The 13,404-nt window shown below is 69.6% G+C and carries 13 protein-coding genes; 4 read left to right on the top strand and 9 right to left on the bottom strand.

The genetic code is table 11. From position 1 onward, the window contains the following. Positions 1 to 12 precede the first annotated feature (12 nt). Both H165_RS0103080 and H165_RS0103075 read left to right on the top strand, forming a co-directional pair. On the top strand, positions 13 to 492 hold the full coding sequence (locus H165_RS0103080) for a LabA-like NYN domain-containing protein (protein ID WP_026146319.1): 480 nt from the start codon (positions 13 to 15) through the stop codon (positions 490 to 492). A gap of 76 nt (positions 493 to 568) precedes the next feature. Then, entirely contained in the window at positions 569 to 1,873 is a 1,305-nt protein-coding gene (locus tag H165_RS0103075) for a DEAD/DEAH box helicase (protein WP_017937440.1), read from the top strand. Positions 1,874 to 1,876: 3 nt separating this feature from the next. Here the strand turns inward: H165_RS0103075 and H165_RS0103070 are convergent, their stop codons facing one another. From H165_RS0103070 to H165_RS0103030, 9 genes are all read right to left on the bottom strand, one after another. Beyond that, complete coding sequence (locus H165_RS0103070; RefSeq protein WP_017937439.1) at positions 1,877 to 2,827, bottom strand: adenosine deaminase; 951 nt, start codon at positions 2,825 to 2,827, stop codon at positions 1,877 to 1,879. A 73-nt stretch (positions 2,828 to 2,900) separates the two neighbouring features. Beyond that, entirely contained in the window at positions 2,901 to 3,578 is a 678-nt protein-coding gene (locus H165_RS0103065; protein WP_017937438.1) for an SDR family oxidoreductase, read from the bottom strand. A gap of 119 nt (positions 3,579 to 3,697) precedes the next feature. After that, entirely contained in the window at positions 3,698 to 4,531 is an 834-nt protein-coding gene (locus H165_RS0103060) for a hypothetical protein (RefSeq protein ID WP_017937437.1), read from the bottom strand. A 216-nt stretch (positions 4,532 to 4,747) separates the two neighbouring features. After that, a complete protein-coding gene (locus H165_RS0103055; RefSeq protein WP_017937436.1) occupies positions 4,748 to 5,692 on the bottom strand; it encodes a LysR family transcriptional regulator in 945 nt (314 codons plus the stop codon). After that, complete coding sequence (locus H165_RS0103050) at positions 5,689 to 6,282, bottom strand: IMPACT family protein (RefSeq protein ID WP_017937435.1); 594 nt, start codon at positions 6,280 to 6,282, stop codon at positions 5,689 to 5,691. The genes H165_RS0103055 and H165_RS0103050 overlap by 4 nt, the downstream gene beginning before the upstream one ends. Continuing rightward, positions 6,282 to 6,950, bottom strand: a complete 669-nt coding sequence (locus H165_RS0103045; RefSeq protein ID WP_017937434.1) for a TetR/AcrR family transcriptional regulator — start codon at positions 6,948 to 6,950, stop codon at positions 6,282 to 6,284. The genes H165_RS0103050 and H165_RS0103045 overlap by 1 nt, the downstream gene beginning before the upstream one ends. Before the next feature lie 80 nt (positions 6,951 to 7,030). Further along, the gene (locus H165_RS18310; protein WP_017937433.1) at positions 7,031 to 8,323 is read right to left on the bottom strand and encodes an NTP/NDP exchange transporter; all 1,293 of its coding nucleotides are present in this window, start codon (positions 8,321 to 8,323) and stop codon (positions 7,031 to 7,033) included. A gap of 7 nt (positions 8,324 to 8,330) precedes the next feature. Then, complete coding sequence (locus tag H165_RS0103035) at positions 8,331 to 9,254, bottom strand: aldo/keto reductase (RefSeq protein ID WP_017937432.1); 924 nt, start codon at positions 9,252 to 9,254, stop codon at positions 8,331 to 8,333. Between the two features lie 120 nt (positions 9,255 to 9,374). Continuing rightward, on the bottom strand, positions 9,375 to 10,295 hold the full coding sequence (locus H165_RS0103030; protein WP_017937431.1) for a LysR family transcriptional regulator: 921 nt from the start codon (positions 10,293 to 10,295) through the stop codon (positions 9,375 to 9,377). Positions 10,296 to 10,428: 133 nt separating this feature from the next. Here H165_RS0103030 and aptA point away from each other — a divergent pair, with 133 nt between their 5' ends. Both aptA and H165_RS0103020 read left to right on the top strand, forming a co-directional pair. Then, complete coding sequence (aptA, locus tag H165_RS0103025; RefSeq protein ID WP_017937430.1) at positions 10,429 to 11,775, top strand: omega-aminotransferase AptA; 1,347 nt, start codon at positions 10,429 to 10,431, stop codon at positions 11,773 to 11,775. Positions 11,776 to 11,868: 93 nt separating this feature from the next. Continuing rightward, positions 11,869 to 13,365 carry a CoA-acylating methylmalonate-semialdehyde dehydrogenase gene (locus H165_RS0103020; RefSeq protein WP_017937429.1) on the top strand — a complete coding sequence of 499 codons (1,497 nt, stop codon included), beginning with the start codon at positions 11,869 to 11,871 and terminating at the stop codon, positions 13,363 to 13,365. Positions 13,366 to 13,404: the final 39 nt, after the last annotated feature.

Genomic DNA, 13,404 nt, shown 5'->3' with positions numbered 1-13,404 from the left:
TGAGGACAGCCGGTGAAAAGAGTCGCCCTATTCGCCGATGTGCAGAACCTCTACTACACGGTGCGCCAGGTGCACGGCTGCCACCTGGACTATGCCGCCCTGTGGGCGGACGTCGCCCGCCGCGGGCAGATCGTCGAGGCCTACGCCTACGCCATCGAGCGTGGCGATCCCAGGCAGCAGCAGTTCCAGCAGATCCTCCGCAACCTGGGCTTCGACGTGAAGCTCAAGCCCTTCATCCTGCGCGCCGACGGCTCGGCCAAGGGCGACTGGGACGTGGGTATCACCATCGACGTGCTGGACGCCGCGCTGCGGGTCGACGAGGTGGTGCTGGCTTCCGGCGACGGCGACTTCGCCATCCTCCTCGACAAGGTGCGCGACAGCTTCGGCGTCGCTACCACGGTGTACGGCGTCGCCGAGCTCACCGCCCAGGCGCTGGTGCGCGCCGCCGACCGCTTCGTGCCCATCGAGGGCGAACTACTGCTGCGTCACTGAGGCGCCGGTCCGCGGGGCGAGCGCCCGTTGTGCCCTTCGGGTAGACTGCTCGGCCATTCCCTCCGGTTGTCCCGCCATGACCTTCGCCGCCCTCGGCATGATCGAGCCCCTGCAGCGCGCCCTCGCCGGGCTCGGCTACCAGACCCCCACCGCCATCCAGCAGCAGGCGATCCCCGCCGTACTGGCCGGCCGCGACCTGCTCGCCACAGCGCAGACCGGTACCGGCAAGACCGCCGGCTTTGCCCTGCCGCTGCTGCAGTTGCTGGTCCGGCAGGGCCCGCGGATGGCTGCCAACTCGGTGCGCGCTCTGGTGCTGGTGCCGACCCGCGAGCTGGCCGAGCAGGTGCACGCCAGCCTGCGCCGCTACGGGCGGTTCCTGCCGCTGCGCAGCGCGGTGGCCTACGGCGGGGTGAGCATCAACCCGCAGGTGCTGCAGCTGCGCCAGGGCGTCGATGCGCTGGTCGCCACCCCGGGGCGGCTGCTCGATCTGCACCGGCAGAATGCTCTGCACTTCCGCCAGCTGCAGGTGCTGGTGCTCGACGAGGCCGACCGCATGCTCGACCTCGGCTTCGCCGCCGAGCTGCGCGAGCTCCTTGCCCTGCTGCCGAAGCGCCGGCAGACCCTGCTGTTCTCGGCGACCTTCGCGGCGCCGCTGCGCGAGCTGGCCGGTCAGTTGCTGGAGGAGCCGCTGCGCATCGAGATCGGCCCGCGCAACGTCACCGCGGCCAGCGTCAGCCAGTGGCTGATCGCGGTGGACAAGCGACGCAAGGCCGAGCTGTTCCTGCACCTGCTGAAGGAGCGGCGCTGGGGGCAGGTGCTGGTGTTCGCCAGGACCCGCAAGGGCGTCGACCAGCTCTGCGCTCAGCTCGAGGCGGCGGGGGTGAGCGCCGCGGGGATTCACGGAGACCGTCCGCAGCCGGCCCGTCTGCGCGCCCTGGAGCGTTTCAGGGCAGGCGCCGTGCAGGTGCTGGTGGCCACCGACGTGGCGGCGCGCGGGCTGGACATCGACGACCTGCCGCTGGTGGTCAACCTCGACCTGCCCAACCAGGCCGAGGACTATGTGCACCGCATCGGCCGCACCGGGCGGGCCGGGGCACGGGGCCAGGCGCTGTCGCTGGTGTGCGCCGACGAGGTGGCACGGCTGACGGCCATAGAAACCCTGATCCGCCAGAGCCTGCGACGTGAGGAGGAGCCGGGCTTCGAGCCGGAGCATCGGGTTCCGGCCAGCGGTCCTGGCAGCCGGCTGGCCGCTCAGGTCCAGAAGCCTGCCCGCCCGGCGAAGTCCGGAGCGCCGAAGGAGGCCGCGCCGAGCCGCCCGCAGGTCAGGGCGGTGCGGCAGATGCCCGGCTTCGCCAGCGGGCCGCGCAGGAAGAAACCCTAGGGCCTAGTGCACCAGCCGGGCGTCCAAGCTGTTCTGTGCCAGGCGCCGAGCTTGATCCTCGGTCATCCCCAGATGCTCGTGCAGGGCGGCGAAGTTTTCGGTGACGTAGCCGCCGAAGTAGGCCGGGTCGTCGGAGTTCACCGTGACCTTCAGACCGGCCTCCAGCAGCTCGAGGATGTTGTGCTCGCTCATCTGGCGGAACACGCAGAGTTTGACGTTGGACAGCGGGCAGACGGTGAGCGGGATCTGCTCGTCTATCAGCCGCTGGATCAGCCGCGGATCCTCGGCGGCGCGCACGCCGTGGTCGATGCGCCTGACCTTGAGCAGGTCCAGCGCCTCCCAGACGTACTCCGGCGGGCCCTCCTCGCCGGCATGGGCCACCGCCGGCAGGCCCTCGCTGCGCGCCTTGGCGAACACCCGCTCGAACAACCGCGGCGGAAAGCCCCTCTCCGAGCTGTCCAGGCCCACGGCGATGAAGGCGTCGCGATACGGCAGGGCTTGCTCCAGGGTGCGGAACGCCGCCTCCTCGGGCAGGTGGCGGAGGAAGCTGAGGATCAGCCCGCTGCTGATGCCGAGCCGCTCGCGGCCGTCCCTGAGCGCCTGGCTGATGCCCTCCAGCACGGCCTCGAAGGCAATGCCGCGCTCGGTGTGGGTCTGCGGGTCGAAGAAGGGCTCGGTGTGCACCACGTTCTGCTCCTTGCACTTCTCCAGGTAGGCCCAGGTCAGGTCGTAGAAATCCTGGGCGGTGCGCAGCACCTCGGCACCCTGGTAGTAGAGGTCGAGGAACTCCTGGAGATTGCCGAAGGCGTAGGCGGCGCGCAGGCTCTCCACGTCAGCCCAGGGCAGGGCGATGCCGTTGCGCTCGGCGAGGCGGAACAGCAGCTCCGGCTCCAGGGCGCCTTCCAGGTGGATGTGCAGTTCGGCCTTGGGCAGGGCATTGAGCCAGTGGTACATGGGCGCTCCGGTCAGCGGATTCGTCATTGGGGAGTGTAGCGGGGCCCGGCGCTGGCGTCGGGCTCCGCGGCCGTTACCAAGGCAGGTGCTGGCCGGCGTAGTCGAGGAACAGGTGCTGGCCGCTGCCTGCCTGTGCGTCGAGCTGGCGGACCAGTCCGGCGCAGCTGGTGGCCACGTCCAGCGGCGCATCCGGGCCGCCCATCTCGGTGCGCACCCAGCCGGGGTGCAGGCACAGTACGGTCAGGTGGCGCGCGCTCTGCTCGGCATGGAAGCCGCGGCTCAGGCAGTTCAGGGCCGCCTTGCTGGCCTTGTAGAGGGCCAGGTGGCTGCTGTCGTTGAGGGCGATGCTGCCGAGGATCGAGCTCATGAAGGCCACGGTGCCGCCTTCGCGGACCTGCGCGGCGAAGCGTTCGGCGAGGCGCAGCGGCGCCACCGCGTTGGTCATGAATAGCTGGCCCAGCTCGGCCTGGGTGGCCATCGCCGGGGACTGGTGCTGCGGCCCGGAAATCCCGGCGTTCACGTAGAGCACGTCGAACAGCTCGCCGCGCAGGCGCTGGTGCAGGTTCTCCAGGGCCTTGGCGTCGTCGATGTCGAGGCTCTCGATGCGTACCCCGGGCAGGGCGCGCAGGGCCTCGGCGTGCTGCGGGTCGCGCACCGTGGCGGTGACCTGCCAGCCGCCCGCGTGCAGCTGCTGCGCCAGCCCCAGGCCGAGGCCCCGGGAGGCGCCGATGAGCAGGATGGATTTGGCCATGGTGGTGTTTCCTCGTCGTGGGGAAAGGCTCTACAGCATAGCGGCCGACTGCCGCGGACGGGGATGGCGCGGCCGAACCTGGTTCCTTGTCACCGGGGAGCGGGGCGCCCGAGCAGAGCCTAGAAGCTCAGCTCGAGGTTCAGGGTCGGCGTCGAGGTGCGGCTGCCGCGGCCGCCGTCCACACCGAACTTGTTGTGCCAGTACTCGTAGCCGACCCCCAGGTAGAGGTTTGGCCTGACCTTGCTGCCCGGTCGTGCGGCCACCATCAGGGCGGCGCGCATCAGGGTCTCCGGGGCGGTGTCGCGGTCGTTGTAGTCGCCGCCCTTTTCGCCGGTATGGTTGAGGAAGCCCTGGAACTTGGCGTCGTGTTCGCCGATCTGGAAGGGCCGCAGCCAGGTCAGGCTGAGCATGTAGGTGGCGTCGAAGTCGTGGTTGGGATGGCGCACGCCGGGGATGCCGGAATGGTTCCGCTCCTGGTAGTAGAGCAGGCTCAGGTCGAGGAAGCCGGGGGTGTCGAACTTCAGGGTCGGGCCGAAGACCAGGGCGCGCTTCTTCGCCGAGGCCAGGTTGTTGTTGCGGCTGGCGTCGAAACCCAGGGTGAGGGCGTAGTCGCGGACCAGGCCGTTGCCGAAGTCGCGGTCGAACACCCGGGAGGCGAACAACTGGTGGCGGTAAACCGCGTAGACCTCGCTGCTGCCGTGGTCGGTGCCCTTGCGCGGGTCATCGCTGTCGGAGAGCAGCACGTCGAGGTGGAAGTAGTTGCTGCCGTAGCGGTAGCCGCTGGCGTGAGTGACGCTGTAGATGCGCTTGGCGATGCGGTGCGGGTTGTTGGGGGTGGTGAAACCTTCGCCGTAGCGGAAGCCGAGGCTGTTGTTCATCCACTCCAGGGCCGAGGCTGGACCGGTGCCGAGCAGGGCGAGCAGCAGGACGCTGCCTTTCAGGGGGTTCTTCATGCGGCGTTGCTCTCTTGTTATGGGTGGTGCAAACGGCGAACGAGGGCAGTATCGGCACAATCCGCTGAACACCAAAGAACAGAATATCGAGCATGCCGATGCCGTTTCGGCAGCGCCTGATTGACCCGAAAGTCAATGAGTTCAGGGACTCGTCTGGCCTGCGGGGCGGAGCGCGCGGCTGGGGCGCGGCACGATGGAACGGCTCCGGCGAAGCGCCTATCGGCTGGCGAAGAGCGCCCGCTCCTGCTGCTCGCGGAGGCGGATCTCGGCCTCCAGCTGGCGGGCGAAGGCGTCCACCGCCACCGGCAGGTAGCGGCCGGCGCGTACGTAGAGGCCGAGGTCGCTGTACACCCCGCCGTTGTCGCTCAGCGGGAGGTACTGCAGCTCGCCGCGGGCCAGTTCCGCCTCGATGCCGATGCGGGTCTGGAAGGCCACGCCGATGCCGCGCCTGGCCAGCTGGTGGGCCAGCTCCACCGAGCCGCTCTCCAGCGCCGGGCGGACCTCTTGGCGCAGCCGGCGGCGCAGCGGGGCGAGCAGGTGGAAGATGGACAGCTCGCTCTTGGCGAGGATCAGCCCGTGCTCGGCGCAGCTGGCGAAGCTCACCTCGTGGTGCGCCGCCAGCGGGTGCTCGGGCGCGACTATGGCGCCCAGGCGGAAGTGCCCGACGCAGAGCTGCTGCAGCTCCTCGCAGCGGGGCAGGGCGAAGGCCAGGCCGAGGTCGGCGTCGCCGTTGAGCACCGCCTCGGGGATCGCCTGGGAGCCGAGCAGGGTGACGCCGACGCTGACCTGCGGGTAGCGCTCGCGGAGGTTCTTCAGCACGCAGGGCAGTAGGTCGGCGGTGACCCCTTCCACGGTGGCGATCTCCACGTGGCCGGTGCGCAGGCCCTGCATGGCGTCCAGCTCGGAGCGCACCCGGTCGAGGTCCTGGAGCACCACGGTGACGTGGCGGGCGAGGATCTCCCCGGCCGGGGTCAGGCGCAGGCCGCCGGGCAGGCGGTCGAACAGCGGCGCGCCCAGTTCGTCCTCGAGCTTGAGGATCTGCCGGTTGACCGCCGAGGAGGCCACGTTGAGGCGTCGCGCCGCCTCGCGGATCGAGTGGCAGCGGCGCACCACGTCGAAGTAGTGGATGGCCGGCGCGTGGATGCGTGGCTTGTGGCTCATGCCGGCTCCAGGGCCTGCAGCCGGCTGCGCCCGCGGCTGAGGTCGGCGAGCAGGCGCTGCAGCGCCTCGGCCTGCTCGGCCGGCAGGGCGAGGGTGAGACGGGCGCCGGTGGCGTCGTAGGCCTCGTCCTCCAGCCGCGCGGCGAATTCGCCCAGGCGCGACTTGAACAGCGCCAGCTCGGCGAACTCCAGGTGGCAGGCGAAGCGCTTCAGGTCGAGCAGCGGGACGCGCTCGCCGTTCTGCAGGCACTTGGCCGCGCAGCCGCCGTAGGCGCGGGCCAGGCCGCCGGTGCCGAGCTGGATGCCGCCGTACCAGCGAATCACCAGCACCGCCACGCGGTCGCAGTCCTGGCCCTCGATGGCGGCGAGGATCGGCCGCCCAGCGGTGCCGCCGGGTTCGCCGTCGTCGCTGAAGCGGTACTGGCCGCCGAGCTTCCAGGCCCAGCAGTTGTGCGAGGCGCCCGGATCGCTGTGGGCGGCGATGAAGGCCTGGGCCTCGGCGGCGTCGGCGACCGGGGCCGCGAGGGCGAGAAAGCGGCTCTTGCGGATTTCCTCGCGGTACTGGCAGGGCGCGCTCAGGGTGACGGGCATCAGGCCTCCGCCGGGGGCGTCAGGCCGCAACCCTTGAGGATGACGTGGGTGAGGGTGCGCGCGGCGACCTCGAAGTCATCCTTGGTCAGCCGCTTGCTCTGGGTGACCTTGCAGATCTGGGTGCTGAAGTCGGCATAGTGCTGGGTGCTGCTCCACAGCAGGAAGATCAGGTGCATCGGGTCCACCGGGTCCATCTTGCCGGCGGCGATCCAGGCCTCGAACACCGCGGCGCGGCTGCGGAACCAGGTGCGGTAGTCCTGGTTGAAGTGCTTCTCCAGGTACTGGCCGCCGCTGATCACCTCCATGGCGAAGATCCGCGAGGCCAGCGGCTGGCGCCGCGAGAATTCCAGCTTGGCGCGGATGTAGCGGGCCAGCGCCTCGGCCGGGTCGTCGTCCACGGTCAGGGCGTTGAAGGCGCTGTCCCAGAGGTCGAGGATGTTGCTCAGCACCGCGACGTACAGCCCCAGCTTGTTGCTGAAGTAGTAGTGCAGGTTGGCCTTGGGCAGTCCGGCACGCAGGGCGATGGCGTTCATGCTGGTGCCCTTGAAGCCGTGCCGGGCGAACTCCTGCTCGGCAGCGGCGATGATGACTTCTTCGTTCTTCTGGCGGATGCGGCCGGCGGGCTTGCCGGTGGTGTTGGGATTGTGCGCGGGCACCAGGGAGGTCATAGGGGGTTCCAGGTCGGTGTGGCTGGGTGCACAGATACCCCAGTTGCCCGGCTCCCGACAAGCCGCACGGCGGGAATCCGCTAGGCCCGGGGCGCATCCGCGGCCGGCCTGGTCGGCTGGCGGCCGCCCAGGTACCAGCCCAGGGCGCCCCACAGGGCCGCGCAGCCGGCGCCGGCCAGGGCGGCGAGCAGCACCCCGGCGCCGAGACCGTCGAGCAGGGCCTTGGCCCAGGCGCTCAGGGCGTCGCCAGCGCGGTACACCACGGTGTCGATGAAGTTCTTCGCCTTGTACTTGCTGTGCGCGGCCAGGGGCGCGAAGAGCATCTCCCGGCCGGGGCGCACGAAGGCGTACTCTCCGACCCGGCGCAGCACCATGACCACCGCCAGCACCGTGAAGGTCGGCGCCAGGGCCAGGGCCAGGAAGCCCAGGCAGACCAGCGCCGGCACCCCGGCGAGCAGGACGCGCGGGCCGTGGCGCTCGGCCAGGCGCCCGGCGATGAATAGCTGGGCGGCCAGGGACAGGGCCTGCACGGCGAAGTCCAGCAGGCTGAACACGCGGATCTGCGCGGCGCGCTCCGGGAAGCTGGCGGCCACCAGGCGGGCCTGCTCGAAGTACAGGAAGGTGCTGGCGGTGGCCAGGAGGATGACGAAAGCGCCGACCGCCAGCAGATAGGGCGAGCGCAGCACCAGGAGGATGCCACTGAACGGATTGCCGAGCACCGGCCGCGCCGGGCTTTCGCTGGGCGGCGCGCCGGGGCGTCCGGCGCCGCGGGTTTCCCGCCAGGCCATCAGATAGTGCTTGGCGAGCAGGGTGACGGCCAGCAGCCCGGCGGCCAGCAGGGTCAGGCCGCCCTGGCCGAGGGGGGTGACCAGCAGGGCGCCGAGGGCCGGCCCGGCCAGTCCACCGCAGCTCGCCCCGGCGGCGATGAAGGGAAATAGCCGGCGCGCCTGCAGGGTGTCGAACACGTCGGCCATCAGGCTCCAGGCCACCGAGACCACGAACAGGTTGTAGACCGAGATCCACACGTAGAACACACGCCCGCCCCACACCGATTCGCCGGCCTGGAACAGCGCGGCGAAGCCGACCAGGTTGAGGGCGAAGAAGCCGTACACCCAGTCCAGGTAGCGGCGCCTTGGTACTCGCGAATTGACCCAGGCGAACAGCGGCACGGTCACCAGCATGGCCAGGAAGGTGGCACTGAACAGCCACTGCAGGTTCTCCACCCCGCCGAGGATGCCCATGGCCTCGCGGATCGGCCGCAGCATGAAGTAGCCGGCGAACAGGCAGAAGAACAGCGCGCAGCCGCACAGCGCGGCTGCGAGTTCGCCGGGCCGGGCGTTGATGGCGCTGGCAAGGCGCTGGCTGGGGCTCATCTGGGTATCAGGCAAAGGCCTCGACGATCTTCTTCAGCAGCGCCGCATCCGGCAGGGGCTCGCGGCCGGCGGCCAGGTTGTCGGCCATGTAGCGCGGATTGGAGGTGGCCGGGATCACCACGGTCACCGCCGGCTGGGCGAGGATGAACTTCAGCAGCAGCTGCGCCCAGGAGGTGGCCTGGAGCTCGGCGGCCCAGTCCGGCAGCGGCCGGTCCTTCACCCGGCTGAGCAGGGCGGCGCGCTGGAACGGCCGGTTGATCAGGGTGGCCAGGCCGTGATCGGCGCAGTAAGGCAGCAGGCGCTGCTCGGCGCCGCGCTCGCCCACCGAGTAGTTGAACTGCACGAAGTCGATGTCCTTCTCCCGCTGCAGCACGGCGATCAGCTCGTCGTGGGCGGACTCCACGTAATGGGTGATGCCGATGTAGCGGACCAACCCCTGCTGCTTCAGCTCGCGCAGCAGGCCCAGCTGGGTGCTGGTGTCCTGCAGATTGTGCACCTGCACCAGGTCGATGTTCCTGCGCTGCAGCGCCTCCTGGCTGATCTCGAACTGCGCCTGGCCGCGGGCCCGGCCGGTGGAGGACAGCTTGGTGGCGAGGAAGGCCCTGTCCTGGTTGCTGGTTCGCTTGAGCAGCTCGCCGGTGACCTGCTCGGCGGCGCCGTAGCTGGGCGCGGTGTCGATCACCCTGGCGCCGCCAGCGAAGAAGGTCTCGATCACCTGCTGCAGCGGCGCCAGGCTGGCGTCGTCGAGGCGGACGTTGAAGGTCTGCGAGGTGCCCAGGCCGATCACCGGCAGCATCTCGCCGCTGCGCGGAATGGTGCGCTGCAGCAGAGGCGCGCCGGCGGACAGGGCGCCGGTCGACAGCCAGGGGGACAGGGCAGCGAGGGCGGCGAGACTGATGCCGCCCTGGAGAAAGTGACGACGGCTGGGCATGGATGGCCTCCGTGGTGGCACTCGGTGAAGGGGCAGACGCCCGGCGGGCGCATCGTTCGAGGATAGACCCCGCTGGCGCAGTGGCGGTGGGCGAGTGCCGTCGGGGGCGCCGCGGGGGAATCAGACCGTCGCCGCCAGCACTTCGAGGAAGGTCTCCAGCACCAGGTGGGGGCGGCGGCCCTTGCGGGTCACCGAGGCCAGGCTGAGGTCGTAGAAGCGAGTCGCCGGCTTGAGGGCGCGCAGGCGGCCCTGCTGGACCCAGACGTTGGCGTAGTGGTCGGGCAGGTAACCGATGTAGCGCCCGGTGAGGATCAGGAAGGCCATGCCCTCGCGGTCCGAAGCGCTGGCGGTGCAGTTCAGCGCCTGGTAGTGGGCGAGGATCTCGCCGGGCAGGCGGAAGGTGGGGGCGATGGCCTCCTGGGCGTTGAGGCGGGCGTCGTCCAGCTTGGCGTCGTCCACGTAGAACAGCGGGTGGCCCACCGCGCAGTAGAGCAGCGAGCGTTCCTCGTACAGCGGCTGGTACTCCAGGCCGGACAGCGCGCCGCTCTGCGGTACCACGCCGACGTGCAGGTGGCCGTCGAGCACGCCGCGCTCCACCTCGCTGGGCGGGACCATGCGGATGTTGATGCGCACGTCCGGACCGCGCTCCTTGAGGCGCGCCAGGGCATGGGTGATGCGCATGTGCGGCAGGGTCACCAGGTTGTCGGTGAGACCGATGTTCAGCTCGCCGCGCAGATGGCGGTGCAGGCCGTTGACCTCGGTACGGAAGCTCTCCAGTGCGCTGAGCAGCTGCAGCGCCGAGTTGTAGACCTCGCGGCCCTCCTCGGTCAGGGCGAAGCCGGCGCGGCCGCGCTGGCAGAGGCGCAGGCCGAGGCGCTGTTCCAGGTCGCTCATCTGCTGGCTGATCGCCGAGCGGCTGATGCCCAGGGTGCCTTCCGCGGCGGAGAAGCCGCCGCATTCCACCACGCTGCGGAACAGGCGGAGCAGACGGATATCGAAATCGCTGACCTGGGTCAGCGGGGTGGGCCTGTGGCTACTCATTTGTTTAGTGATCGCTAATCTGAAGATTGGAAAATTTGAATTTTCCTGACTTTAGGCCCGTGCGATCTTGCTGGCAACAAGCCGGGAGCCATGCTACTCCCAACAAGAACCCGAACCGCCTGCGAGGCCCGCCATGAACATGCCGCAGACCGCTACCCCGTCTGTCTCCAGCCAGCTCAAGCTGGACGCTCACTGGATGCCCTTCACCGCCAACCGCAACTTCCAGAAGGATCCGCGGATCATCGTCGCCGCCGAAGGCAACTGGCTGATCGACGAGCAGGGCCGCAGGGTCTTCGACAGCCTCTCCGGCCTGTGGACCTGCGGTGCCGGCCACTCGCGCAAGGAGATCCAGGACGCGGTGGCCCGCCAGCTGGGTACCCTGGATTACGCCCCGGCGTTCCAGTTCGGCCACCCGCTGTCCTTCCAGCTGGCCGAGAAGATCGCCTCCCTGACCCCCGGCGAACTGAACCACGTCTTCTACACCAACTCCGGCTCGGAATGCGCCGACACCGCGGTGAAGATGGCCCGCGCCTACTGGCGCCTGAAGGGCCAGCCGACCAAGACCAAGCTGATCGGCCGGGCCCGCGGCTACCACGGCGTGAACATCGCCGGCACCAGCCTCGGCGGCATCGGCGGCAACCGCAAGCTGTACGGCCAACTGATGGATGCCGACCACCTGCCGCACACCCTGCAGGCCGACTGCGCCTTCACCCGCGGCCAGGCGGAGACCGGCGGCCTGGCGCTGGCCAACGAGCTGCTCAAGCTGATCGAGCTGCACGACGCCTCCAACATCGCCGCGGTGATCGTCGAGCCCATGTCCGGCTCCGCCGGCGTCATCGTGCCGCCCAAGGGCTACCTGCAGCGTCTGCGGGAGATCTGCGACCAGCACAACATCCTGCTGATCTTCGACGAGGTGATCACCGGCTTCGGGCGCATGGGCGCCTGGACCGGCGCGGAATACTTCGGCGTCACTCCGGACATCATGAACGTCGCCAAGCAGGTGACCAACGGCGCCATCCCCATGGGCGCGGTGATCGCCTCGCGGGAGATCTACGAGACCTTCATGAACCAGGCCACCCCGGAATACGCGGTGGAGTTCACCCACGGCTACACCTACTCCGCGCACCCGGTGGCCTGCGCCGCCGGCCTGGCCGCCCTGGACCTGCTGGAGAAGGAGAACCTGGTGCAGCGTGCCGCCGAGCTGGCGCCGCACTTCGAGAAGGCCATCCACGGCCTGAAGGGCGCAAGGAACGTGGTGGACATCCGTAACTGCGGTCTGGCCGGCGCCATCCAGATCGCCCCGCGCGACGGCGACGCCATCGTGCGCCCCTTCGAGGCGGCCATGCAGCTCTGGAAGGCCGGCTTCTACGTGCGCTTCGGCGGCGATTGCCTGCAGTTCGGGCCGACCTTCACCAGCAGCCCGGAAGAGCTCGACCGGCTGTTCGACGCGGTCGGCGAGGCCCTCAACCAGACCGCCTGACGTGCCGCCCGCGCCGGCGGGCCAGCGATCATCGCCGGGCGGCCGAGGGTGCCGCCCGGACCACGTTTCCGACTTTCGACATTGGAGTTTCCCATGAGCATCATCCCGCACCTGATCAATGGCGAACGGGTCACCGCCGGCGAGCGCCGTGCCGACGTCTACAACCCCTCTCTGGGCCAGGTCAGCGCCCAGGTCGAACTGGCCAGCCGAGCCACCGTGCAGCAGGCCATCGACGCCGCCAAGGCTGCCTTCCCGGCCTGGCGCAACACCCCGCCGGCCAAGCGCGCCCAGGTGCTGTTCCGCTTCAAGCAGCTGCTCGAGGAGAACCAGGACAACATCGCCCGGCTGATCAGCCAGGAGCACGGCAAGACCATCGAAGACGCCCTCGGCGAGCTGAAGCGCGGCATCGAGAACGTCGAGTTCGCCTGCGGCGCCCCCGAGCACCTGAAGGGCGAGTACACCCGCAACGTCGGCCCGAACATCGACGCCTGGAGCGACCTGCAGCCGCTCGGCGTGGTGGCCGGCATCACCCCGTTCAACTTCCCGGCCATGGTGCCGCTGTGGATGTATCCCCTGGCCATCGCCTGCGGCAACACCTTCGTCCTCAAGCCCTCCGAGCGCGATCCGAGCTCCGCCCTGTACGTCGCCGAGCTGTTCCACCAGGCCGGCCTGCCGAAGGGCGTGCTCAACGTGGTCAACGGCGACAAGGAAGCCGTGGACGCGCTGATCGAGGCGCCGGAAGTCAAGGCCATCAGCTTCGTTGGCTCGACCCCGATCGCCGAGTACATCTACAGCGAGGGCGCCAAGCGTGGCAAACGCGTGCAGGCCCTGGGTGGCGCGAAGAACCACGCCGTGGTGCTCCCCGACGCGGATCTGGACAACGCCGTCAACGCCCTGATGGGCGCCGCCTACGGCTCCTGCGGCGAGCGCTGCATGGCCATCTCCGTGGTGGTGGCGGTCGGCGACCAGGTGGCCGACGCGCTGATCGAGAAGCTGGTGCCGCAGATCCAGGCCCTGAAGGTCGGTCCCGGCACCTCCTGTGGCCTGGACATGGGCCCGCTGGTCACCGGCGCGCATCGCGACAAGGTGGTCGGCTACGTGGAAGACGGCGTGCGCGCCGGCGCCAAGCTGGTGGTGGACGGCCGCAACCTCAAGGTGGAAGGCCACGAGGACGGCTTCTTCCTCGGCGGCTGTCTGTTCGACCGCGTCACCCCGGACATGCGCATCTACAAGGAAGAGATCTTCGGCCCGGTGCTCTGCGTGGTCCGCGTCGGCAGCCTGGAAGAGGCCATGCAGCTGATCAACGAGCACGAGTACGGCAACGGCACCTGCCTGTTCACCCGCGACGGCGAGGCCGCCCGGCTGTTCTGCGACGAGATCGAGGTGGGCATGGTCGGCGTCAACGTGCCGCTGCCGGTGCCGGTGGCCTATCACAGCTTCGGCGGCTGGAAGCGCTCGCTGTTCGGCGACCTGCACGCCTACGGCCCGGACGGCGTGCGCTTCTACACCCGCAAGAAGGCCATCACCCAGCGCTGGCCGCAGCGTGCCAGCCACGAGGCGGCGCAGTTCGCCTTCCCCAGCAACGGCTGAGACAGCCTGAGCGAAACGAAAAAGCCGGTCATGTGACCG

Origin of the sequence: Pseudomonas thermotolerans DSM 14292, from assembly GCF_000364625.1 — a bacterium.
Classification (GTDB): Bacteria; Pseudomonadota; Gammaproteobacteria; order Pseudomonadales; family Pseudomonadaceae; genus Aquipseudomonas; species Aquipseudomonas thermotolerans.
The sequence above is the reverse complement of the archived record's forward strand: the minus strand, read 5'-3'. Positions and strand labels throughout refer to the sequence as shown.